The organism is Pelodictyon phaeoclathratiforme BU-1 (genome assembly GCF_000020645.1).
Lineage (GTDB): Bacteria > Bacteroidota > Chlorobiia > Chlorobiales > Chlorobiaceae > Chlorobium > Chlorobium phaeoclathratiforme.
In genome coordinates this window covers 244,914-268,837 of record NC_011060.1, presented here as the reverse complement: position 1 = coordinate 268,837, position 23,924 = coordinate 244,914, and the positions used below count along the sequence as shown (strand labels likewise).

The 23,924-nt window shown below is 48.3% G+C and carries 24 protein-coding genes; 7 read left to right on the top strand and 17 right to left on the bottom strand.

Annotated elements, in window-relative coordinates; all coding sequences use genetic code 11:
• The first annotated feature begins 294 nt into the window (after positions 1 to 294).
• Both PPHA_RS14425 and PPHA_RS01380 read left to right on the top strand, forming a co-directional pair.
• Positions 295 to 1,323 carry a toll/interleukin-1 receptor domain-containing protein gene (locus PPHA_RS14425; RefSeq protein WP_012507104.1) on the top strand — a complete coding sequence of 343 codons (1,029 nt, stop codon included), beginning with the start codon at positions 295 to 297 and terminating at the stop codon, positions 1,321 to 1,323.
• Between the two features lie 100 nt (positions 1,324 to 1,423).
• Complete coding sequence (locus tag PPHA_RS01380; protein ID WP_012507103.1) at positions 1,424 to 2,131, top strand: hypothetical protein; 708 nt, start codon at positions 1,424 to 1,426, stop codon at positions 2,129 to 2,131.
• An 81-nt stretch (positions 2,132 to 2,212) separates the two neighbouring features.
• Here PPHA_RS01380 and PPHA_RS01375 read toward each other — a convergent pair whose 3' ends face one another.
• From PPHA_RS01375 to PPHA_RS01360, 4 genes are all read right to left on the bottom strand, one after another.
• Positions 2,213 to 2,755 (bottom strand): NUDIX domain-containing protein, encoded by a 543-nt coding sequence (locus tag PPHA_RS01375; protein ID WP_012507102.1) that lies wholly within the window; start codon positions 2,753 to 2,755, stop codon positions 2,213 to 2,215.
• 16 nt (positions 2,756 to 2,771) lie between these two features.
• On the bottom strand, positions 2,772 to 5,561 hold the full coding sequence (locus PPHA_RS01370) for a B12-binding domain-containing radical SAM protein (protein ID WP_012507101.1): 2,790 nt from the start codon (positions 5,559 to 5,561) through the stop codon (positions 2,772 to 2,774).
• Between the two features lie 333 nt (positions 5,562 to 5,894).
• On the bottom strand, positions 5,895 to 6,482 hold the full coding sequence (locus PPHA_RS01365) for a toll/interleukin-1 receptor domain-containing protein (RefSeq protein WP_012507100.1): 588 nt from the start codon (positions 6,480 to 6,482) through the stop codon (positions 5,895 to 5,897).
• Positions 6,483 to 7,220: 738 nt separating this feature from the next.
• Positions 7,221 to 7,424, bottom strand: a complete 204-nt coding sequence (locus PPHA_RS01360) for a hypothetical protein (RefSeq protein WP_150085546.1) — start codon at positions 7,422 to 7,424, stop codon at positions 7,221 to 7,223.
• 210 nt (positions 7,425 to 7,634) lie between these two features.
• On the opposite strand from PPHA_RS01360, the gene PPHA_RS01355 reads away from it, so the two are divergent.
• Positions 7,635 to 7,979 carry a helix-turn-helix domain-containing protein gene (locus PPHA_RS01355; protein WP_223293951.1) on the top strand — a complete coding sequence of 115 codons (345 nt, stop codon included), beginning with the start codon at positions 7,635 to 7,637 and terminating at the stop codon, positions 7,977 to 7,979.
• Complete coding sequence (locus PPHA_RS01350; RefSeq protein ID WP_012507098.1) at positions 7,966 to 9,210, top strand: type II toxin-antitoxin system HipA family toxin; 1,245 nt, start codon at positions 7,966 to 7,968, stop codon at positions 9,208 to 9,210. Before PPHA_RS01355 ends, PPHA_RS01350 begins: the two co-directional genes overlap by 14 nt.
• 115 nt (positions 9,211 to 9,325) lie before the next feature.
• On the opposite strand, the gene mazF is transcribed toward PPHA_RS01350, so the two are convergent.
• The 3 genes from mazF to PPHA_RS01335 form a co-directional block, all read right to left on the bottom strand.
• Positions 9,326 to 9,661 (bottom strand): endoribonuclease MazF, encoded by a 336-nt coding sequence (gene mazF / locus PPHA_RS01345; RefSeq protein WP_012507097.1) that lies wholly within the window; start codon positions 9,659 to 9,661, stop codon positions 9,326 to 9,328.
• Positions 9,662 to 9,665: 4 nt separating this feature from the next.
• Positions 9,666 to 9,908: an AbrB/MazE/SpoVT family DNA-binding domain-containing protein gene (locus tag PPHA_RS01340; protein WP_012507096.1), complete on the bottom strand. Its 243-nt coding sequence runs from the start codon at positions 9,906 to 9,908 to the stop codon at positions 9,666 to 9,668.
• An 80-nt stretch (positions 9,909 to 9,988) separates the two neighbouring features.
• Positions 9,989 to 11,182: an ATP-binding protein gene (locus PPHA_RS01335; RefSeq protein ID WP_041526377.1), complete on the bottom strand. Its 1,194-nt coding sequence runs from the start codon at positions 11,180 to 11,182 to the stop codon at positions 9,989 to 9,991.
• 218 nt (positions 11,183 to 11,400) lie between these two features.
• Between PPHA_RS01335 and PPHA_RS01325 the strand changes: the two genes are divergently transcribed.
• Positions 11,401 to 11,775 (top strand): helix-turn-helix domain-containing protein, encoded by a 375-nt coding sequence (locus tag PPHA_RS01325; RefSeq protein WP_223293950.1) that lies wholly within the window; start codon positions 11,401 to 11,403, stop codon positions 11,773 to 11,775.
• The gene (locus PPHA_RS01320; RefSeq protein WP_012507093.1) at positions 11,772 to 12,230 is read left to right on the top strand and encodes a HipA domain-containing protein; all 459 of its coding nucleotides are present in this window, start codon (positions 11,772 to 11,774) and stop codon (positions 12,228 to 12,230) included. The genes PPHA_RS01325 and PPHA_RS01320 overlap by 4 nt, the downstream gene beginning before the upstream one ends.
• 445 nt (positions 12,231 to 12,675) lie before the next feature.
• On the opposite strand, the gene PPHA_RS01315 is transcribed toward PPHA_RS01320, so the two are convergent.
• The 9 genes from PPHA_RS01315 to obgE are packed head-to-tail and all read right to left on the bottom strand — an operon-like array spanning position 12,676 to position 22,127.
• Positions 12,676 to 15,132 (bottom strand): glycosyltransferase family protein, encoded by a 2,457-nt coding sequence (locus PPHA_RS01315; protein WP_012507092.1) that lies wholly within the window; start codon positions 15,130 to 15,132, stop codon positions 12,676 to 12,678.
• Between the two features lie 4 nt (positions 15,133 to 15,136).
• Positions 15,137 to 16,633, bottom strand: a complete 1,497-nt coding sequence (locus tag PPHA_RS01310; RefSeq protein ID WP_012507091.1) for an oligosaccharide flippase family protein — start codon at positions 16,631 to 16,633, stop codon at positions 15,137 to 15,139.
• Positions 16,630 to 17,796, bottom strand: a complete 1,167-nt coding sequence (locus tag PPHA_RS01305) for a glycosyltransferase (RefSeq protein ID WP_012507090.1) — start codon at positions 17,794 to 17,796, stop codon at positions 16,630 to 16,632. The genes PPHA_RS01310 and PPHA_RS01305 overlap by 4 nt, the downstream gene beginning before the upstream one ends.
• Positions 17,777 to 18,343: a methyltransferase domain-containing protein gene (locus PPHA_RS01300; RefSeq protein ID WP_012507089.1), complete on the bottom strand. Its 567-nt coding sequence runs from the start codon at positions 18,341 to 18,343 to the stop codon at positions 17,777 to 17,779. The genes PPHA_RS01305 and PPHA_RS01300 overlap by 20 nt, the downstream gene beginning before the upstream one ends.
• 22 nt (positions 18,344 to 18,365) lie before the next feature.
• Entirely contained in the window at positions 18,366 to 19,205 is an 840-nt protein-coding gene (locus PPHA_RS01295) for a glycosyltransferase family 2 protein (protein WP_012507088.1), read from the bottom strand.
• Positions 19,205 to 20,344 carry a glycosyltransferase family 4 protein gene (locus tag PPHA_RS01290; protein ID WP_223293949.1) on the bottom strand — a complete coding sequence of 380 codons (1,140 nt, stop codon included), beginning with the start codon at positions 20,342 to 20,344 and terminating at the stop codon, positions 19,205 to 19,207. The genes PPHA_RS01295 and PPHA_RS01290 overlap by 1 nt, the downstream gene beginning before the upstream one ends.
• 2 nt (positions 20,345 to 20,346) lie before the next feature.
• The gene (locus tag PPHA_RS01285; protein ID WP_012507086.1) at positions 20,347 to 20,613 is read right to left on the bottom strand and encodes an HPr family phosphocarrier protein; all 267 of its coding nucleotides are present in this window, start codon (positions 20,611 to 20,613) and stop codon (positions 20,347 to 20,349) included.
• Between the two features lie 30 nt (positions 20,614 to 20,643).
• Positions 20,644 to 21,111, bottom strand: a complete 468-nt coding sequence (locus PPHA_RS01280) for an N-acetyltransferase (RefSeq protein ID WP_012507085.1) — start codon at positions 21,109 to 21,111, stop codon at positions 20,644 to 20,646.
• 2 nt (positions 21,112 to 21,113) lie between these two features.
• On the bottom strand, positions 21,114 to 22,127 hold the full coding sequence (gene obgE / locus PPHA_RS01275; protein ID WP_012507084.1) for a GTPase ObgE: 1,014 nt from the start codon (positions 22,125 to 22,127) through the stop codon (positions 21,114 to 21,116).
• Positions 22,128 to 22,199: 72 nt separating this feature from the next.
• Here obgE and xseB point away from each other — a divergent pair, with 72 nt between their 5' ends.
• Positions 22,200 to 22,457, top strand: coding sequence for an exodeoxyribonuclease VII small subunit (xseB, locus tag PPHA_RS01270; RefSeq protein ID WP_012507083.1), 258 nt, complete (start codon positions 22,200 to 22,202; stop codon positions 22,455 to 22,457).
• 4 nt (positions 22,458 to 22,461) lie between these two features.
• Here xseB and gatB read toward each other — a convergent pair whose 3' ends face one another.
• Complete coding sequence (gene gatB / locus PPHA_RS01265; RefSeq protein ID WP_012507082.1) at positions 22,462 to 23,889, bottom strand: Asp-tRNA(Asn)/Glu-tRNA(Gln) amidotransferase subunit GatB; 1,428 nt, start codon at positions 23,887 to 23,889, stop codon at positions 22,462 to 22,464.
• Positions 23,890 to 23,924 lie beyond the last annotated feature (35 nt).

Below are 23,924 nucleotides of genomic sequence, written 5' to 3'. Positions count from 1 at the left end.
GCTGTCAACCGAAGAATAATTCAAATCCATGCGTACATTGTCTTGGTTCTTGATCTGCAAAAGAGGGCGTCGTGAGTGCCTTTATGCTGATCCATACAAGAAGCAGAAATAAACTCAATTTAATTTTCTTAACTGCTTTTCGCATATAAGAGTCGCGCTGTTTTGAATCGTGCACATACGGTGCGTTATGTGGGTTACAATTCAAAAATCCGCAGTTTAGGCAGATCAATCTGATTATAATATAGGGTTTAGAAAGACAGTCCAGGCACTGTAAAGAGATAAAGGAGAGAAGCGATGGCAGTAGTATTCATCAGTTATAGTTGGATCGACGAATTCGATCCGGTACAGAACCGGTGGGGTCGCGTGCCTAATCCCAGAGTGAGAGAACTCGCCGATCGTTTACGCAACGATGGTGTAGATGTCAGACTTGATATCTACTTTCGCGATGGTCTCCACGGCTTTTCTCAGCCACAGCCAATACCTGGCAATCCTCAGGATCCTTGGCTTGCTTGGTCGGCTCAGCAGATCGCAGAAGCCGATTCAGTATTGCTCTTTTGCACGCCCGAGTATGCCTACTCGGATCCCGCGCACCGTATGTTCAATGGCGAATGGTCTGACTGGTCTCAACTGAACGAAACTACCAGAATCGATCGGCAACACGACGTTCCCTTTCGCTGGTGGGACTGGTATGCGATCAATCGAGAGTCGTCCGAACGACCAGAGAAATTCATTCTGATCGGTCTCGGACACTACCACAGGGATCAAATGCCACCTGTAAACCACGGCGCCAGCTACACTGACATCGCAACCGAAGCTGGCTATAACACACTTCTGATGCGTATCCTCCAGGTCTGGCATAGGCGCGTTCCACGCCAGGGGATCTTCATCAGCTACGCTCATAACGACGGTGACCACTGGTTACAGATGCTACGCGTTCACCTTTCGTGGCTCGAACGCAACCATGGCGTTGAGATCTGGAGTGACCAGAACATACAGCCCGGGCAGAAATGGCGCAGAAGTATCCAAGAAGCACTTCATCGGGCGAAGGTGGCCGTACTTCTCGTATCAGAAAACTTCTTGAACTCCGACTTCATTACAAACAGCGAGTTACCGAAAATGCTTCAGGCGGCTGAATCTGATGGCGTGACGATCTTTTGGATTCCTGTCCGCTCCTCTTCATACAGGCAAAGCCCGATCAGTGAATTCCAGTCGGCACATCCACCTGAGAAACCATTATCAAGCTTACCCGCTCCCGAGCAAGACCAAGCATTCGTTGCCATCGCCGAGAAGCTCGCAGCAATCCTCGGGCTTGTTGAACGTTAGACATAAAATAGATCAGGATGAGTGTTCTGTAAACAATCCCGCAGTCCAAGATGCAGAAATAACATCGTCTCCCTATAGTCAATAATCAAGACACTGAACGATGCAGCTAAATAACGACGGAAAATCTCTGGGAGAAGCAGAGTTCAATAATCTTTGCTCACATTACAAAGATACCTATGAAATTCATCTTGCCAGCATAAAACAGCGCGACATCCTATTTTATGCTCTACTGATCATTCTTGCATTTTTCTCTTTGCAGGTCACATCAACTGCACTTGTAAATGGAGCTTTAACCCAAATCATAAATAATAAAGTTGGCGTTATCGTCGATAAGGGTTCTAATCTGTTTGGAGCACTGCTATGGCTATTGCTATTTGGTGCATCTTCTAAGTATTTTCAAATAGTAGTTCAAATTGAACGTCAATATGACTATATCCATCACTTGGAAGACGTATTGAGCGGAAGGTATGGCGGAACACGAGTATTTACAAGGGAGGGTAAATCTTACCTTGAAAAGTATCCACTTTTTTCGAAATGGATTTGGTTTTTGTATACTGCGGCATTTCCAGCAATTATTTTGTTGAGTATATCGCTCAGAATAAAAGGTGAAATCAATAGAATAGATGTCTTAGGGTTTGAGCTAATTCCTAGCTTCGTCTGTTATTTTCTTGTTGTCATATCAACAATTCTATATCTATGGAAACTACATGGCGCATTTCTATTGAAAATTGTCAACAGTTGCATTTACCAGATAAAGAGAAGCTTGGAAACATTGACAAGGCAAGGCGGCCACTGGCGCAACTGGTGATGCTCACGGCACGCATTGCCATCCGTAGAATCGTTATACTCCCAATCAATCATCTTACTGGTGTCGGAATGAGATCAAGAATTACCTGATCGAGTTTTTCTGAGCAATTGCCACAGCGGCGATACTGGTAGCATCCGTAATTAAGCCATCAAAAACCATTTGGTCAAATTCCGAAAGCGTTACATAACGAACCGTAATATCTTCAGTCGCCTCCATTTCCGTAGGACCTTCGGTTAGATCCTCTACTGTAAAAAGATGTACCAGATCGTTTGTTGAACCCATTAGTGTGTGTAGAGAAACAAGAGAAGTCCACCGCCCTCCATATAGACCGGTCTCTTCTTTTAACTCCCGTTTTGCTGTCTCCAAAGGGTCCTCTGTCATTCCGAAACCCTCAAAAGCGCCTTTCGGAATTTCCCATGAATAGCAAGCAGGAGCATAGCGATACTGCCCGACAAGACAAATATGGGTATTGCCACGATACGCAACAATCCCTACTCCACCTTTCATTTCAACGACGTCATAAGTCCCCGGTTTTCCATCTGGCCGAAGTACGCTATCCTCTCGTAATCGAATCCACGGGCTACGATATATCTCGCAACTACTATTCCATTTCCATTCACCCATTCTAAGCTCCCTCTATTTATTTAATATTAAGCATGCGACATATTTCTCCAGCAAGAGACCTGACAGCTTTCAAATTTTTTGTACGCGAAAGTGTTTTGAGTTCCCTAGAAATATTTTTATCCATATCAATCATACCCTTTTCTGGTAGATTTTCGATATCCATAGGTAATATTTTTACCCATGTATCAGATTTTGATAGATACACACCTATCTCTTGGAGGTTTATTGCACAATAATCAGCTTTTCCGATGGTTTCATTCATATATGGCCCTTGCCTAATCTGGACTGTATGAAGTTGCCTACACAGATGCGTATATGGCTCCATATCGCTCCATCTATCTCCAATCATAAGAACCTGAACCTTATCACCAGGCATCTCGATCTGACTATTTGCAATTTCTAAAACACTAAGCCGATCAACTATTCTATTTTTAGTGTATACAGAAAGTGCATATAAAACAATCCAGTCGATTACTTCCAAGATTTTATAGTACCATTTCACCTTGGCTATGATTTCATTCTTCAAATTATCGTTTTCTGTATTTGTTATATTTAATTCAAACATAGACTTGCGCGAAATATAAATCTTTTTTTGAATCTCCTTATAAGCTCTTTCAGCCATTACTTTTAGCGAAGTTGCAGCTAACGCCTTCCCCGTGATTTTTACATGATCACTATCGAAATATTTATCTAATCCTAAATATTTAATTTTACTACCCTGACATATATTATCACCTTCCGACGCGAGAATTAAATTATATTGAGAATCATTTTTTAAATTATCTAAAAATTCTATTGCATAATCATATAGAACCATAGGTGTTTTCCAGAAAATATCTTGTGCCTTTTTAATTTTGCTAGAATATTGTTGATAAATATCATCAATCATACCCCTCAATCTTAAATAAAAGCCCTGGCTTTCAGATTCTTTTTGATAGTTTTGAGGATGAATACCCAATTCAATGAGAGCCAATAAAACCCTGTATGACTCCGCTGTATTCCATACAACACGAAAATCTGGAAATTTGTTTAGTTCATAGTCGGCATAGTTATCATAAATACATCGACAGTAAAGATCAAGTGCTTCATTTTCTATTTTTTCTGAGAGTCCCAATTCTTTAATGGCTTGTTCGGCACACTTTCGACGTACTGCAGTAGAATCAAAAAGTGTATGATCAAGATCTACGATAACGATTCTACGTAAAGAACTTGCAGAAAATGTTGCTACTGGTGGTACATCAATCAAAACATGTAACGACTCTATACGAGTTATTTCATCATGAAGAAAATAGTCAGGGTCATCTATCAAGACATCTTTAACGCTTTTCTTTACCTCAGCAACAAGTTTTTTAAGTTTTTCTTCCGCCTCGATTATTAAATTGGCAGTATCCAAAATTCCTTTTTGAGCAGAAAACACCAATTCTTCTAATAAATCGATATATATATCACTATTTCTGTTAACGTATTCTTGGCAAAATCGTATCGAATCCGTTCTTTTCTTATCAGAATAGTACATTGTACTACCACGTTTTAATGCGTAGAAAAGAGTGCGAGTATGTAAGCTAACAGCGTCTATTGTTTGCGCAATAAGTCGAACACTTGGATCAAAGTAATCACAGGTATAACTCATGTAAGAGAGATTCTTTGTAAGCTTCACGTTCCATTTAATACAATCCTTCAGGTAATCAGACCCCTCATTGATGGCAAGGGGTCGAAAAGGCCAAGTATTCGAACCTTTTGGTAAGGAACGAAACAATACTATATTGTCTTGAAGTTCTTCCAATGTGGCAAAAGTGTCAAACATTATAAAACCAGCATCCATATCTATACCAATATCTGTCAGAACTTTGATGGCTCCTTTTATAACATCAAGTCTACCATCGCGTTTATATCTCTCCAGCTGTTTATTCGAACCGCTTTCAACTCCAATATATACTCTTTCAAGTCCGACAGACTTGAGCTCTTGAAGCAATTTTCTAATATCTTCATTACCACTAATATCATTACTTCGATAAATTGTAGACGGCTCAAGAAAAATCCGAAAAGAAAAATCTTTAACACGTTCACGTATTTTTCGAAATGCTTCTACCAAAATATTACAACGCCTAATCCTTACTGAAGTTCGACCGCCAAGAAATTCATCATCGGCAAATTCAATTTCGGTAATCCCTTGAGCTACAAGCAATTCTATATTTGCTATAATTCTCTCGTTCGAAAAGGACTCCCAACGCTTGCCCCCACGAAAAGAAAATATTGTACAATAAGCACATTGGGACCAAGGACATCCACGACTTGCTTGGACAAGTGCGTTTCCTCCTCGCTTTACGATTTCAGGAACTGTATCTACCGACGGTGGGTAATCAAGATCTTTAAGGTCAGGAGCCTCTTCTGACTTGTTTTGCTCCAAAACACCATTATCTAATTTATAGACGAGATTGGATACCTTTTTAATTAAAATGTTCCCACGTACCACTTCTACCAAGTCACGTAGAGCCAATTCTCCTTCTCCAACAACAACAGCAGCTTTAGGAAATCGATCTATGCAATCTTTTGGGTAATAAGACGGGATTTTATTCCCAAGTACAAGTTTCGGCGCTTGATCTCCGCAAAGTTGAATGTCTGAACACTGTTTGTAAAGCGATTCTGCAAGTTCCAATGAGCCAAGACCTATAGAGAATCCAATAATATCAGGCTTATGATTTTGTATCTCCTTGATGCAAGAAGAAATGTCTCGATCACGATCGACCCTTTGTACAACAACTGAAACCTTGGCTCCGAAATACCCCCGCAAATCTCCGGATAACACTTCAACGCTTGGCTATTCGCGGATTTTAATGGGAATAGAGTAAGAAAGAGTTTGTAAGGTGTAATATTGATTCATCGAATGAGTCAGAATGGATCCCTATGATGAAAGACAGGTGTATGAAAATATGCCATAGAAACAGCATCTTTGACGATTTAAGCAAGAATAAACTGAAGCGATAACAAGATGTAAAAAAATGAGATGCAGCTTTTAATAGCCTCGTCAAGGGTCTTTATCAGCTTCGAAAGCTACCGAACAAAGGCATTATTATATCGTAGCAATCTTAACCTTCCTACTGTATTATGAAGTATTATGGTTTCACTGCAACCCACTAAATTATGCGGAGAGCCCAACGCTTAATGCATTCCAGAGTGAATGATGCGTAGGAGAATTAACTGCAATAAGCGCCACGCGAACAGGTTCTGAATTCCTTTCGGGTTTTCGTTGCTCTTCCCAAGAACCAAAACCAATCTGTGTTGAGTTACTAAATAGATTTCTAATCTGTTCACTCAAACTTACCAAAACAGTTTTTTGCTCAGATTCAACTAATTTATCAAGTGAAAATTTAGGATCATTGATTCCTTGAATACGCGATAATTCTTCATTAGTGGAGAAAGTGTCCGTTAGATACAACGGAATAATAGTCACCTCGTTATTTTTAGCCGCACGTAAAAGCAGCGAAAGTTCCTTGGCTTCTATATAATCTGAATTAAAGAAATCTTGGGTTATAAGAAGAATTGCAACTTTTGTTTGATATAAGGCCTGCTCAATTTTTTCTTCCCATCTATCGCCAGGTTCGATACAATTGTCGTGCCATAGTTCCAATCCATTTCTAACAAGTGGCTTCAAGTATTTTTTTACTTCAGTTAACCAACGTTTATCCTGACGGCTATAGCTAATAAAAACTTTTGTTCGATTTGGCATTATACTTCTTTTAAAAGATGTTTGATTATCAGGGGGGTCAGCGTTCACGTTTTGCATTCAATACTTTCCCCTATCAAATAAACTTTTTTTTTGGCTCTCCGCATAATTTAGTGGGTTGCAGTGAAACCATAATACTTCATAATACAGTAGGAAGGTTAAGATTGCTACGATATAATAATGCCTTTGTTCGGTAGCTTTCGAAGCTGATAAAGACCCTTGACGAGGCTATTAAAAGCTGCATCTCATTTTTTTACATCTTGTTATCGCTTCAGTTTATTCTTGCTTAAATCGTCAAAGATGCTGTTTCTATGGCATATTTTCATACACCTGTCTTTCATCATAGGGATCCATTCTGACTCATTCGATGAATCAATATTACACCTTACAAACTCTTTCTTACTCTATTCCCATTAAAATCCGCGAATAGCCCTTTTTCAATATCTGCTGAGAGCTAAGATAAATAACATGGTACCGTAATTCAAACCAAAACAAGGATTTTAGTGATAACCACGCGGAATTCTCGACTCCCAAGACTTTCTCAAAACCTACCAGCCGATTCCCACCACCACCATCAACACCGCCACCACAAAAGCACCAAGCGATACCTAACGCCCAGTCTCAAAGCCGCTTCGATCATAATAAAACCCCACTTCCATGCTGCCACTCGGCACCAAAAGGTCTCGCAACAGCCCGTTCACCTTCACCATTAAAGCATAGCGGCCATCAATCTTCACCTTTCTACCGCAGCGGATAATAAACAAAAAATGCCTCGCTGGGCGCAGCAACCTTCACAACCATCGACTCCCCTTTAGCATCAAGCGACATCACCGTTGCCGATGCAAAAGTGGTTGTTCCTCTCCAAAGTGAAGCATCGGCATACGCCACACCATCAGGGCCCTCATCATCAAAAAGCCGGGCAAACAACTCTTCGTTATTGTTCACAGCGATGATCCAACTGGCGAACCATGCTCTTGGCGCGGTCTACTGAAAACGGTACACTAAACTATCAGCAAATACAGTAAAAAAGTACTGGTTTGGCTTTAACAAAGAGTCTCAGGACAAGACCATACACGATATGCTCATCGCCTGGAACTATCTAACCGCAATGTTAATTCACAAATTATCATTATAATAAAAGCAAACGTTATCGTTATGACAAACAGAGCCACACCACTATACCCCGCTTCGGCGAAAGAGATGGAGGCTCTGGGGCAGCGCCTCAGGGATGCGAGGCTTCGTCGTCGTTTTTCCATGGAGACCGTCTGCGCCAGGGCAAACCTCTCTCGTCCAACGCTCTATAAAATTGAGAATGGTGACCCGTCGGTCGCTGTCGGCTTCTACATCCAGGTGCTTCGTGTTCTCGGACTGCTTGGGGATTTGTCGTTGATCGCCAAAGAGGACGCTTTGGGCCGTCGCCTGCAGGATGAATCGCTTCCCCAACGAAGAAGGGCACCGCGCAAAAAAACGCCAGCAGGAGCGAGTGATGGCGAAGCGTGAAGAGGAGCAGCTCTTGGTGTGGCTTGACGACCCGGCATTCGGACCTCTCCAGCAGATAGGCACACTCTCGCGTGGGGCTCGGGGTACAGTCCGTTTTGTTTATGATCCAGCATGGCTCAGGCAGGTCAACGCATTTCCACTTGATCCGGAGCTTGATCTCTCGGCGGGCGACTTCTTTCCGGGAGGCTCCAATTTTGGAGTCTTCATGGATTCATGTCCCGATCGCTGGGGACAACTCCTGATGAAACGGAGGGAGGCGATTGAGGCAAAGGAGGAGGAGCGTACACCGAGAACGCTTGCCCCCTGGGATTTTCTGCTGGGAGTTCAGGACTGCACGCGCATGGGTGCCTTGCGTTTCAGCCACCCCGGGGAATCGCTCTATCTGGCCAACGAGGCGTTATCTGCTCCACCGGTGGCAAAAATTGCTGAGTTGCAGGAGATGGCCTTTGAGTTGACCAGAAAAAAGCAGGATGACTTCGGTAAAATCAAAGAGTGGCTGAACGTTCTTGTTGCCCCCGGTTCGTCACTTGGCGGCGCTCGTCCCAAAGCGAATCTGGTTGATGAGGATGGCGCTCTCTGGATTGCCAAATTCCCCTCTGCTGACGATGACTACGATGTTGCCCTCTGGGAAAAGCTGCTGCATGAGCTGGCACAGCAATGCCATATTACCGTTCCCGAAGCTCGCCTCATGCAGATTGGTAAAGGATACCACACCTTTCTGGTGCAGCGATTTGACCGAACCAGTAACCATCGCCGTTTTTTTGCCTCGGCCATGACCATGCTTCACCATGCCGACACCGACGATGCCAGTTATCTGGAGATTGCAGAATTTCTCTCTACCTACGGTGAAGCTGATCACATCGCACGTAACCTCGAAGAGCTGTTCACAAGAGTGGTGTTCAACATCGCCACGGCAAACCGCGATGACCATCTGCGCAATCACGGCTTCATACGCTCCCCTTCAGGATGGCGACTGGCACCTGCTTTCGACATGAATCCTTCGTTCAGAAAAGCAGAGCATGTGCTGTCACTTGATCTCTATAACCGTCAGCCTGATTTTCAGGTTGCGATTGCGACTGCCGAATATTACCGAATCAATCGCGCTCGTGCCGGGATAATTGTCCGTGAAGTGTGCGAGATTGTGAAAGAGTGGAAAGTTCTTGCAAAACGTCTTGGATTAAGCGGGCAGGAGTGCTCGGAGGCTGAACATTTGTTTTATTGCGGGAGATGACAACACCGCAAACTCCGTAGTGCTCCGTAATGTATGAGTTAGCAGAACACAAAGCTGACATTTTGAATGAACCGTTCTTGATTCTGTACTGCGGGATAATGGGGGAGGGGATTTGCTACAACCCCAACAGGGTATGCAACTTATGCAGCACTTCATCAACTACCGACGAGGGCAATAGGCAAATTAACTCTGCCTGCCGGATCTTCCAGTCAAGACTTTTTACCTGATCAGATAAAATCGCGCCATTGATGTTCAACCCTTCAGGAAGCAGCACTTCAAAGGGATACCCTTTAATCTGGCTGGTGATGGGGCAAAGAAGCGCCAGACCAACTTTGGAGTTGTACGCTTTGGGAGACAAGACCAATGCTGGACGACGTCCTGCCTGCTCATGACCCGCCTGAGGATTAAAGGCAATCCACACCATGTCACCACGATCCGGAGTATAAGCCATCGGATTACCAGTTTTCTTTGCCTGCAGCATTACCGGTATCGCATTCGTTATGCAGATTTTCTTTCGTGACGCCGGAAAGCAGGTGAGCAAGATCTTGTTTTATAGTGACCACTGGAGTGATAACGAGTTTTCCCTCAACCAGAGAAATCTCTACCTCTGAATTGTTTTCGAGCCTGGCCTCAAGCGCCCAGGTTTTCGGTATTCTCAAGGCAAGGCTGTTGCCCCACTTCTGAACCTTTGTGAGCATCTCTACCTCCATTTTGTTTATACAATGTAGATATTACTTTTTGCTGGATAAAGCAAAAAGATTGGCGGGCTACGGCTCACTCACGCAAACAGCTCCAAAGATTCCAGTTCAAGAAACTCCTGCCATGGAATCCCCGAGTTTCCAACCAGAAGAACCTTGTACGGCTTGCACTGTTGCTCAAATGCTGCCATGCCGGAAGCGTGCCCGGTACGGCCACTTTTAACTTCAAGGCCGATCACTTTTCCTTTGTGCTCCAAAACAAAATCTACCTCATGATTCCCCTGACGCCAGTAAAAGAGGTTAATTGCATCGGTGCGGGCATGATTAATGAGATGGGCGCCAATTGCCGACTCAACCCATCTGCCCCATTGCGACGGGTTTGTGACAATCTCCTGAAAAGAGTACTGCTGCTGTGCGCTGATCAAAGCTGTGTTATGCACCTGAAATTTCGGAATGGATGCCCGGCGCCGCACCATTTCAGGGCTGTACTTTTCCAGTCCGCCAAGTAAGCCAGCGGTATCGAGCAGGCGCAGATAGTGTGCCAGTGTTGTTGTATTACCTGCATCCTGCAGTTGACCAAGGATTTTTGTATAGGAGAGAATCTGGCCTGAATAACCGCATCCCAGTTCAAAGAGCCGTTTCATCAAGGCTGGCTTGTCAACACGGGTCAGCATCAGAATATCTTTCGAAATGCTTGTCTCGATGAGTGAATCGGTAATGTAGCGCCTCCAGCGCTCTTCATCGTTGATCAATGCTGCCGCACCTGGATAGCCTCCAAACCAGACATACTGTTCAGGAGTGAAGTCAAATGCCTCGTTCATTTCACGGTACGACCAGTGCCCGATGAAGAGGGTTTCAAATCGGCCAGCGAGTGATTCCGTCAACCCTTGCTGCAGTAACAGCCGGGATGAGCCGAGCAGAACCACCTTGAGTGATTGCCGTTGTGCGGTGTCGCTGTCCCACTCCCTCTTTACCGCTTCGCTCCAGTTGCCGATTTTCTGGATTTCGTCGATGATGAGCACCGCCTCCTTCTCTTCTGATTGCCGAAGCTTGATGCGTGCCGCCTCCCATTGCTGGCTGATCCAGCTCGATTGCCCGGATGCAACAAGATCTGCAGAAGCGAAATGAACCGAAAGCTTTGTTGACTCCATAAACTGCAATGCCAGCGTGGTTTTACCAACTTGACGCGGGCCGTAAAGCACCTGAATGAATTGACGGGGTTCTGATTCGATCCGTTGTGTCAGAACTTTCTTTTGAAAGCGCTTGATGATCATGGTTTTTTGCTCAACATATTGAGTAAAATTACTCAATATGTTGAGCATTCAGAAAACATCCAACAAGAAAAACTTGTCTACGCTATGCAGCACTTCAAAAATAATAAAACGGTGGCGCAGAGAGCCCGAGATTCAGCAAAGAGTTGCCTGTTGAACAATATAAACCCTGCCTCATTTTCACAAGCTATAACCGTAATGATAAATCACAAATTATCGTTATGACAAGTAGAGCCACACCATTATACCCCGCTTCGGCAAAAGAGATGGAGGCTCTGGGGCAGCGCCTCAGAGATGCGCGACTTCGTCGCCGCTTTTCCATGGAGACCGTTTGTGCAAGGGCCAATCTTTCACGTCCTACTCTCTACAAAATTGAGACTGGTGACCCGTCGGTTGCTATCGGCTTCTACGTTCAGGTGCTTCGCGTCCTCGGACTGCTTGCGGACTTGTCGTTGATCTCCAAAGAGGACGCACTTGGCCGTCGCCTGCAGGACGAATCGCTTCCCCGGCGGAGAAGGGCGCCACGCAAAAAAGCACCAGCAGGAGCGAGCGATGGCGAACCAGGAAGCTGCGCCATTTTTTTGCCTCAGCCATGACCATGCTTCACCATACCGATACCGACGATGCCAGTTATCTGGAGCTGGCAGAATTTCTCTCCACCTACGGTGAAGCTGATCACATCGCACGTAACCTCGAAGAGCTGTTCACAAGAGTGGTGTTCAACATCGCCACGGCAAACCGCGATGACCATCTTCGCAATCACGGCTTCATACGCTCCCCTTCAGGATGGCGACTGGCACCAGCTTTCGACATGAATCCTTCGTTCAGAAAAGCAGAGCATGTGCTGTCACTTGATCTCTATAACCGTCAGCCTGATTTTCAGGTTGCGATTGCGACTGCCGAATATTACCGAATGAATCGCGCTCGTGCCGGGATAATTGTCCGTGAAGTGTGCGAGGTTGTTAAAGAGTGGAAAGTTCTTGCGAGACGTCTTGGGTTGAGCGGGCAGGAGTGCTCGGAGGCAGAACATTTGTTTTGTTGCAGGAGATGACAACACCGCAACCTCCGTAGTGCTCTGTAATTATGAGTTAGCAGAAAGCAAAGCTGACATTTTGAATGAACCGTTCTTGATTCTGTACTGCGGCAAGCTGAAACCCCCTTAAGCTCTTGGATTTATGCCGTACTCCCCTGCCATTATTATGCAAAAAGAATTGCTACAACCCCAACAGGGTATGCCATTGGATTACCAGTTTTCTTTGCCTGCAACTTCACCGGTATCGCATTCGTTATGCAGATTTTCTTTCGTGACGCCGTAAAGCACCTGGATATATTGACGGGGTTCCGATTCGACCCGTTATGTCAGAACTTTTTTTGAGTGCGCTCAATGAGCATAAATTTTTGCTCACTCTATTGAGTAATTTTACTCAACATTAAGAACACCTTGCCGACAAGCAAGAGGAGTCCAGCAGAGAAGTACACCTCGTAACCAAATGATCTCATTTTCCGCCCTTTTGCCGGAACCGACCTCCGATCACTCCCCCTGCCACCATCAACAACGCCACAACGAAAGCGCCAAGCGATATCCTGCGACCGGTTTCAAAGCCGTTTCGATCATAGTAAAACCTGACCTCCCTGCTGCCTGCCGGAATCACAACACCGCGCAGCAGGCCGTTCACTTTCACGACTGCAGTTTCCCTGCCATCAATCTTCACCTTCCACCTCAGGGGGTAATGAATTTCGCTGGTCACAAGGAATGCCTCTCCGGGAGCAGCAACCTTCAAGACCATGGATTCTGCTTTTGCGTCAAGTGATGTGACCGTTGCCGATGCAAAGGTTCGGACTCCTTTCCAGAGAGAGCCATCAACATAAGCCTCTCCGACTGGTGCCTGATCATCAAGAAGTCGGGCAAAGAGGGCGTCGTTACCATGCACACCAGTCACACGGTTTGCAAACCATGCTCTTGGGGCGCTTCCCTGAAGGCTGTAAACGTAAGCTGTCACCGGGCCGCTTGCCAATTGCAGTTCACCGGTTTTAACCAGCTTGAACGCGGAATGCTCGATGGGTTGAGGAGTGACAATGTAGCCGACATTAAGCATCCGCAGGATATTGAGGCTTGCAAGATTCTCCGTTTTAGCAAGAAACTCTTCATAGAGCTTGAGCTTGGCAGGATGGTAGCCACCCACGGACTCAATACCGAAGAGGGCGAACTTGTTCTCCGCAAAGAGTGGCCCTGCGGGGTAGATTCTGAAAGGCCCTTTCTGTGCGGCAAGGTAACGAGTGATGTCGTCGTGCCGGAAAGCGGGTTCCACCATGCGGCTATCAGCGAAAACCGGGGAGCGGAGCGAGCTGGTGGATGGGTAGATGATCTGTATATCCATCCAGAGCAGATCGCCAAGTGCAAGAAGAAAGAGCAGGATGGCCGTTATTTTGTGGGAGAGCTTCTCCTTGATGCTGAGCCAGAGCACTCCGGAGAAAAGAGATGCAATGAGCAGGACTATCCAGAGACTCCCCGTCAGATTCTCCCAGCGCACCTTATTGACCATAAAGGCCAGGTCAAAACTTCCAACCTGCGGTTCGGGAAAGAGTGAGCGGAAGAAACTTTCAAGCGACGGTTCAAAGGCAAGGAAGAGGAGCAGAAAAGCTGCAAGAAGCAGCGCTCCGATCCTGATCGGTTTCAAGAACCGCTCCGACTGGCGCTGAAGCAGGTCGTTGACTCCGATTGCGGCAAGACAAGAGATGATCAGATAGAGCATGATGAGCGCCATGGAGGGCACCCTGAAGCGGCTGAAGAGTGGCGCAAAATGGTAGAAGAGATCAAACACTGGACTAAAAAAACGTCCAAAAGAGAGCAGCAGCGCAAGCAGTGCACCCGCAATAAAAAACCAGGTCATCGGCTCTTTTCTGCGGATAACAGCTCCTGCTACAGCGAGCAGCAGCACCACAATTCCGGCATAATGGGGAAAGTCGGTGAAGGGCATGAAACCCCAATAGGTTACTCCGCCAAAGCCGAAGAGTCCCGGCACAAGAAAGGTGAGCAACTCCAGAGGGTGCATTGACCAGAGTGTGGCATACTCCCACGCTGAACCTCCTCCCTCTGCAGCCATCCCCCTCACTGAATATGCGGCATACTCGGATGCAGGCAGGTATATCGATGCCGACATGGCAATGCCGCAACCCAACGCCAAAACCAACAACAAAAATATTCGCAATGTCATGTAGGGGCCGCCCTTGTGGCTGCCCTCATCCGCACCCCCATTACCACCTCCAGGAAGCACAGGATGCATCCCTGAAACAGCGCTCTTTTTTGTAAAAAACCCGCGATGCGAAAAAAACAAAACAACAGCCAGCAGCAGCATGAGCATCCAGGAATACCAGGCAATCTGAACGTGTGAGCGCTGCAACTGAAACCCGGCTAAAAGCGCAAGCATCCCGGCATCGACCAGCCCTCCACGCTGTATGAGACGCATGGTGGCCCAGAGCATCCAGGGCATGTAGGCCACCGTCATAAGCTGGCTGCCGTGACCATGCACCAGCATGGCGCTCAGATAGGGGTTGAGCATGAAGAGCACCCCGCCAAAAGAGGCTGCAAGGATTGTCAAGCCGTACTGGCGAAGAAAAAGGAAGAGTCCCAAACCGGCAAAGGCGAGGTGGAGGAGCTGCAAAACGATGCCATCAGTATGAAAGAGGTTGAAAACAAGGTTGGGGTAATAGAGTCCGCTGAGGTAGCTGAATGCCTCCACAGTCGGCATACCTGAAAAGAGCCAGGGCTGCCAGAGCGGATATGCGCCGGTTTGGGCCTGAAGCCGGTCAAGCGCCATTGTCGAAGCCTGGGGAATAAGGGTATCGGGCGCAAGAAGCATCTTCGATTGAAAGACAAGCGGATAAAAGAGCAGCAGAACCAGAAGAGTGTAGCCGCCAAAAACAGTGAGCAACAGGAGAATCTTTTTCTTCACAGCGTTATGGCTTTGGGTTCTTGTCAAGAAAGGGCAGGTGCTTTAAGATAATCTCTCTCTCCTCCTCTTCCAACTTCAGGAGCAGCAGCAATACCGTAAAGCTGCAGAGCGATAACAGGGCGGAAACAGCCAGAGCGGCAAAAGGTGGCAGGCCAAGCAACCACGGGCGTAGAGCCATGAGAAGTAAGGCTGTAGATAATCCGGCAGTAAAGGGTTTCCAGAGCGCTTTGCCAAAAGGGTGAATCTTCAGGATGCGGCGAATCTCAACAAGACGGAGAACAGAGAGCATCAAAAAAAGCAGCAAGGTAGCAAGAGCGGCACCATTCAAACCCATCTTTGGGATCAGGAGAAAATTGAGCGCCACCTGCAAGCCAAGGGCAGCAAGAGCGTTCAGGAGGCTGAGCCGCGCATGGCCGGTCATGGCAAGTACTGTCGCTGAGAGGCCAAAGCTGGCCTGCAGGAATGAGGCAACCGTCAGGAGAAGCAGCGCGACAGCTCCTTCCGCAGCAAAGCGGGCGCCGAAAACCGAAAGCACCAGTTCGGGCAACACCATGAAAAGTATGGCTGGCGGAAGAACCACCGTTACTATCCAGCGTGTCACCATCTTGAAGATCCGTCCTATCTCAGCATTCTGCCTCCCCGTATGCAGCTCGGCAATCATTGGCGCAGCAATGCCGGTAAAGGCAAGGAGGACTGATCGGATGAGCCCCGCCGTTCTGGCTGCAGGATGATAGAGCCCGACCGTTGCCGTATCGGTAAGCATACCAAGCATCATAACATCAAGCCAATGGCTCATCATGCTCAGGAGTGAGACCGCCATAAAGGGAATGGCGTATGCAAGCATCACCTTGTCTGTGTGGGCATGGAGAATATCCCCTTGAAGAGTCCCGCTGATTCTGGAAAGAGAGGGACGAATCCAGAAAAATGCCCCAACGCCCGCCAGTGCAAAGGGAAAAAAGAGGGCGGCATCCTCTCCTGCAGTATAACGGAAGAGAAGAGTCAAGAGAAGCAAAAGCAGTGGGCTAACAATCTGTGTAGCAACAATTTTGGGCTTGAGCTGGCGGAACCCCTGCATGGCATGGCCAAACAGCAGGGTTGCCACATTGAAGGGAATTGCCGCAGCATAGCAGCAAATCGCAAGCCGCAGGAGGCTACTGCCATTGAGGATTGTAGAGATCGGCGCTGAAAAGAGAAGCAGCAGGAGCGCCACGATGAGTGAAAGCGTGATGCTCATTTTCAGGGCGGCACCAATCACAGCCCTCTGGCGAAGAGGATCATCTCGGTGCAAACTGACAAAGCGCAGCAGACCCGAATCGAGCCCTGCAACAGCAAGCACCTCGGCAATCTGGATAACGGCAATGGCGAGAGCGTAGGTGCCAAGAGCATCAACACCGAGCAACCTTGCAACCACAAGGTTATAGGCGAATCGGGCTGTCTGGCCGAAGAGAAATCCGGCAAAGGAGAAGCCCGCCTGACCGGCTATGACGGCATTGCGGTTCACAGACTCCTCTCCCGAGAGGCCTTCTCCAGCTCCTGCACCATGACGGCAGCAAGCGTATCCCAACTGTGCTGCCGGGCAAATGCCTGCCGCGCCTCAACACGCCGGTCAGCAAGAGCTTCCGGCACCATGCGGACAAACTCCTCCTGAGAAACGGCCACATGCAGCACCTCCCGCGCCCGCTCCACCGCACTGCAATAGTTCATGGAGAGTACCGGCACCCCTGCGGCGGCATATTCATAGAGCTTGTTGGGATGGGATACCCTTTTCAGATCACTTGAAAGGAGCGGCATCAGGGCAAGATCGAAGTGCTGCACCCAGGCGGGAAGTTCGCTGTACTCAATCTTGCCGAAATAGTGGACGTTTGGCAGCTCGTTGATGGCGGCCTGTTTTTGCCACCACTCTCTCTCATAGGCCGGACCGAGTAGCACAATCGAATACTCCGGCCATGCACGGGCAGTAGCAGCAATCAGGGAGCTATCAAGCCAGTCCATGGCCCCCGCATAGCCAAGAATTGGCCCCTTGAGGCGGGAAAGAGCGGCCGGCTTGCGAGGACGGGAGATGGCAAAATGGCTGAACTCAACACCGTTGCCAAGATCAACCAGGCGAACGCCGGGTGGCACCCTGAGACGGCTGGTCAGCTCACGACTGACACTGAAGAGCAGATCAACCTTCGAAAGATAGTGATCAAGAGAGCCCTTCAGCCAGTGCGGATTGTCGGGAAAGGCAAGATGATCATCATTGGCATCATAGAAGCGAAGGCGGCATGGCAGGAGGGCTGCAACCCTGCCCCAGTAGATATTGCTCAGGCCAATAATTCTGTTTGAGGAGCCAAATCCGAGGATCGTCACCCAGAAGAGCATCAGCAGGATTCCGGGCAGGGAGAGAAGCCAGCGCAGCAAAGGAAGATCGAGCAGGCGCCCTATCCTGAAGGGAACGCTCTTCAGAAAAGGAACAGTGACAACCCAGACCCGCCCCCTTTTGACTGGAATCCAGTGGTGGCGGCGGCGAAGCGCAAAAGGCTCTATGAAAAGAATGCTCCAACTCTCCGGAAAGCGGCACAAGAGGCGCTGCTTCCGGGTTGAGAGAAAGTCCCACTGTATCTCGGAAAACCAGACAAGCCTGAACGGACTGCAAGGCGCTCCCCTATTGGATGACAAGTTCATAGATCTGCACTTTTTCATACCATGCCCGCAGCAGCGGCTTCACTCCCGTAAGATAAAACAACGGGTGACGGATACGAAACTCCGCACTTCGGAGAACGGTAAACCCGGCACGTGTGAACAGCGAGAGCGCTTCAGAGCGCGTCATCTCATGAAAATGGTCGGAACTTGCAAGGATGGAGGGTTTCCAAAGCGGCATGGAGACAAAGAGGCAGGCATGCTCACCAGCCAGAAGCCCTTTGACTTCAAGCAGCGCATGAAGCGGATTGTAGAGATGCTCAAGCACCTCAAAAGCGGTCACAACCCCGAAGGAGCCCGAAAGTGGCTCAAGGTCGAGATCGACTGTTGTGTTCTCGAACGGACATTCAAAATGCTGCTCCAGCGAAGCCGTAAACGGGGTTCGATCACCCAGATCGAGCCCGCTGACAAGTGACGCACCGGAGAGTGAGGAGCCTCTCAGAAATTCGAGTGTTCTTTGCCATCGGAGCAGGTGACCCTGTTCGTCAAGATAGGCTCTGTCAATAACGGTTCTGTACTTGTTCTGCATCATCTGTTTTTCCCTGTGCGATCGGTTATGTTGTGGACTTTTTTTCCCTCAACTCTTCACCAAAACTGCCGGCAAGACGCAGGGGAAGCAGAAGCAGATAGAGCACCATACCGCTCCATGCCCGGTGCTTTCTGAAAAGATGAAGTGCCCCGATACTTTTCTTGAGCAGTTTCCGCAGCGGTCTGCCGGAAAGCGACGCCGAAACCTTGTGCCAGACCCTTGAGGAGGGCACATAATTGATACTCATACCCCGAGCGCGAACCCGCAGGGAGAGATCGACATCCTCGGCATACATCCCGAACGTTTCATCAAACCCGCCAACACTATCGAAATCACGACAACGCATTGCGAAACAGCAGCCTGTAGCGTAACCGGTAAGAGCCGGACGATCAAAATCGGGAGCATCTTTTTTCCGCAACCCGACATGGCGGATAAGGCCGGTCGAAAGGTTGACAACACCACCGGCGTACCAGAGCCTCTCCGGACGATCCGAATAATAAATTTTCGGTACGGCTATTCCTGCCCCAGGGTTGCACTGCAGGGTATCGATCAATGGAGTATAAAAACTGCTCTCCACAAGAGTATCGTTGTTCAGAAAGATCACGAATTCAGCCTTCAGCTCCATAACCCTTCTGAATCCGGCATTGTTGCCCCCAGCATAGCCGATATTGACCGGCAGGAGAAGAAGCTCAACAGCCGGAAAGCGCTCCCGTATCTTTTCCGGAGAGCCATCAGTCGATCCATTATCGACAACAAGCACCCTGCAGGATGGTGAGATCAGTGCCGCAAGCGAATCCAGACAGGCAAGCGTATCCTTTGCGCCGTTCCAGTTCAGCACCACGATGCAGCTCAACGGAGAGGTCATCACCTCCGTACAGCTCTTGCTTCAAGAAAATGCCCGGCCTGTTCTGCAAAAACCTCCCAGGAAAAGTGACGCCGGAAAGCTTCTATAGCCGGGCGCATCGCCTCAAGCTCATGCTTGTCACGACGATTGAGAAACTCACCGACTGCCCCGGCAAACCCCTCAGCCGAACAGTCAGGGGCAACCCAGCCTGTTTTACCAGGGCGAACCATCTCGGGAAGGGCGCCTGCCGGTGTGACGATCACGGGCAAACCGTGGCCATAAGCAAGTTGCACCACTCCCGACTGCGTTGCACTGCGATAGGGAAGTACAACAGCGTCTGCCGCAGCAAAAAAGAGGGCACTGCGTTCAGTGGAAACGTAACCGGGGTAAAAATCGACGTTTCCTTCGATGCCAAGCTGCGCAACAAGCTTGCGATAGATACCATGATCCTCATGAAACTGTCCGGCAACGACAAGACGAAGCGCGGGATCCCGCTGCAGAATCGCTGGCATGGCACGAAGCATGGTGTCGAGCCCCTTGTAATGGCGCACATAACCAAAAAAAAGCAGCACCGGAGAGTGAGCGTCGAGCTTGAGCGCCTGACGTGCATCCTGCACCGAAGAGTGCTCCCCATCCGGCTCATAGAGGGGATGAAAAAGCTGCAGCAAAGGGATTTCAGGCAGAGCTCTCTGCACCGTTTTGGTAACAGCCTCCGAAAGGGTCAAAAATCCATCGGCGGAAGCAGCCAGCAGCCTCTGCATAAGTGGGTCGAATAAAAATGATTCATGTGAAGAGAGGTTATGGAGCAGCACCACCATCCTGATACCGGTCAGACGACGTATCGTAAAAAAAAGCGGTGCCAGAAATCCGCTCCAGTAAGCCACAAGAAGCAGATCTGGTTTCAGTGACCGGAGATGTCGTATCGCTCCAAACCAGGAAATGGGGTTGAACAGTACCAGACGCGACTCATTAAAAAAGGTGAGATCTGCTCCCTGAGCCTCTTCAACTCCACCCTTGACCAAAAAATCGGGGTAGAGAGCCCTGAACGCAACAGGAGTAACATCATATCCCCGGTCTTGAAGGGCATCCCTCAACATTCCACTGAAGCGGGCGATTCCTCCCTTCAGTGGAAAAAAAGGGGATATGAAGGCAATGCGCAACGCTATACCTCTCCAAAACCCTGCTCAAAAAACTCAACCAACTGACGGGAAGCCTCAGCAGCATCCTCGCCATCCAGCTTAAGCGTCAACCGGGTACCCTTCGGAGCCGCAAGACTCATGACACCAATAATGGACTTCGCATTAATTTCAACACCCTGCATCTCAATAAAAAAATCTGATTTGAAACGGGATGCGAGTTTGACAACCGCAGCCGCAGGTCTGGTATGCAGCCCTGCCTTGTTTTTAACGATAACTTCCTGAACAATCACGAATTTCCTATACCATTTTGTGTAATTAAGTTACAATTTTTTCACCATCGCAATTTCATCGCAGGCCATAAGCTTTGGGCAATGAGTACAATCCCTCCATATTTTTTGAGGAAAATACTCTTTCTTGATTTCGCTGTATCCAAGACGACGGAAAAACTCACGGCTGAGTGTCAGAACAAAAACCTCCTCAACCCCCTCTTCATGTAACACCGACTCCGCCTTTTCGACCAGCCTCCGCCCTATACCCCTCATTTTATAGCGGTTAAATACCGCGAGTGAGCGTATTTCAGCAAGCTTCAGGGTATAGAATGCAATAGCACAACAACCTATCACTTCGCCATTGTACTCAGCGACAAAAAAGTTACGAATATTTTCAACAATATTATCACCGGAGCGCTCCAGCATGATTCCCTGACGCGCATACTCTGCGGTGATAGCGGCAATAGCCGAGGCGTCAGCCAGACGCGCATACCTGACATAGAGTTCAGCTTGTTGCATAATCAGCCGAGACTCTCATCCAACGGTTCTGCAGCCCTGATACGACCCGAAACCTCTCTCCAGAGTTCATCCTTGAGCTCTTTAAGCCCCTGGCCGGATACGGCTGAAATCGAAAGAACCCTGACTCCCTCCTCAAGCGTGGGAATTTCAAGATCTTCAGCGGCAATATCCATTTTCGTCACAACCACTAACCTTGGTTTATCGAGCAGTTCCTTCTCAAATTTTTCAAGCTCCCCAAGAAGGGTATGATATTCATCAGCAATATCAGGTGAATCAGCCGCAATAAGAATGGCAAGTATTTTTGTACGCTCAATATGACGAAGAAACTGGAGACCTAGCCCTTTTCCCTCTGCCGCACCCTCGATAATTCCCGGAATATCAGCCATCACAAACGATTTGTACTCCTCGTAGCGCACAATGCCCAAATTGGGAACCAGTGTTGTAAAGGGATAATCGGCAATTTTTGGCTTGGCCGCGCTGATCACCGAAATCAGTGTTGACTTGCCCGCATTGGGAAATCCAACCAGACCAACATCAGCCATAAGCTTCAACTCCATGTTGAGCATAAGCAGCTCACCCTTCTGACCCGGCTCGGCATATCGGGGCGCCTGTCGGGTTGGTGTTGCGAAGTGCTGGTTTCCCCGCCCCCCTTTGCCACCTCTCGCAATCAAGATTTCCTGATCCTCGCCAGTCAGGTCGGCAATAATTTCGTTGGTTTCACCATTTCTGACAATGGTACCGCAGGGGACATCAATAACAACATCGGCCCCATCCCTGCCTGTTTTACGGGCGCCCTGACCATGCACACCGCGAACAGCGATATACTTCTTTTTATATTTGAAATCGAGAAGAGTGGTCAACTGCCGATTGGTTCTCAGCCATACATGGCCTCCCCGACCGCCATCTCCACCATCCGGGCCACCTTTTGGCACAAACTTCTCCCTCCGAAAACTGACACACCCTTTTCCGCCGTCTCCAGCATGAACAAAAATCGACGCACTATCAACAAACTTCACTCACACACCTGCCTTTTGAATAATCTTTCTCTTTCTCTATTTTGGTACACAACATCTAAATACTGAAACATCATGGCAACAACCCACACCGGAAAACTCCCTATTGAAGAGCTGATCTCACGACTCGAAGAGATCACCCGGAATATCGAAAATCCGGAAACCGGCCTCGAAAACACTATTGGCATGTACGAAGAGGGGCTTGCCATCGCCGAAAACTGTAAAAAAAGGCTGCTGGAAGCCAGAAAAAAAATCGAGGTGATCAACCCTGAACTCGCAAAAAGCTGGCCCGAATCGCTGCGAACCAAAGATCTCTTCGACAGTGAATCCTGATCACTCACCCCTCGAGCTTCCTTAACAGCACCTCATTAACCATCTGGGGATTGGCCTTGCCCTTCATCTGGCTCATGCACTGACCAACAAAAAAGCCAAGGAGCTTGGTTTTTCCGCCGCGATAGGCGGCCAACTGACCGGGGTTGGCATCAAGAATTGCCTGCACAACCGTCTCAATCGCGCCACTGTCAGAAACCTGTGCAAGTCCCTCCCGTTCAACAATTTCCGCTGGAGCATCGCCACTCTTCAGCATCAGCTCAAAAACCTGCTTGGCGATGGTAGTACTGATCACACCCTTTCCAATCAGCGCAATCAACCCTCCAAGCCGTTCCGGAAGAATGGAGAACTCCGCAATATCCAGATAACTCTCTTTCAGCACGCGCATCACCTCACCCATCACCCAGTTGGACGAAGCCTTGGCATCGCCAGAAACCCTGACGCTCTCCTCGAAATAGTCCGCAACCTCGCGCTCGACAGTCAGCACGGCTGCATCATAGGCCGGAATGGCATACTCATCAACAAACCGGACAGCCCTCTCTTCCGGAAACTCGGGAAGCTCACTCATGATCCGATCAATCATCTCCTGATCAACCAGCACCGGCACCAGATCAGGATCAGGGAAGTAACGATAATCATGGGCAAACTCCTTGCCGCGCATGGAACGGGTCTCCCCCTTGTCGGCATCCCAGAGACGGGTCTCCTGCAGAATAACCCCACCGGCTTCAAGAATCTCACGATGACGCTCGACCTCGTAATCGATTGCCTTTTCAACATTCTTGAAAGAGTTCATATTCTTGATCTCAGTACGGGTACCATACTCCGTCTCCCCGACTGGCCGCAAAGAGACGTTTGCATCACAGCGAAGACTTCCCTCCTCCATGTTGCCATCCGAGATACCAAGATATTTGACGATCTGGCGTACCTTCTGCAGATAAGCTGACGCCTCTTTCGAAGTGCGCAGGTCAGGATAACTTACAATTTCAAGCAAAGGGACACCACTCCGGTTGAGATCGATATAGGTCTCCTCACCGATATCATGAATTGATTTTCCGGCGTCCTCCTCAATATGAATCCTGATCAGTCGAATCTCCCGATTACCCTCTCCGGCATCAATGTGCACCATCCCTTCGCTGCATATCGGTTCTTCAAACTGCGAAATCTGGTACCCTTTCGGCAAATCAGGGTAAAAATAGTTTTTCCGGGCAAGCACTGAGTGGGGCGCTATAGAGCAACCCGTTGCAAGACCAAGCTTCACGGCATCTTCAACAACACGACGGTTAAGAACCGGCAGCGCTCCGGGAAGAGCGAGACAGACAGGACATACATTGGTATTGGCCGACTTGCCGAACTTCGCCGAACAGCCACAGAAGGCTTTGCTTGTGGTATTGAGCTGACAATGCACCTCAAGGCCCACCACTAATTCATACTTCATTGTAAAAATTAACGTTATTGGAAAAACACCGGATC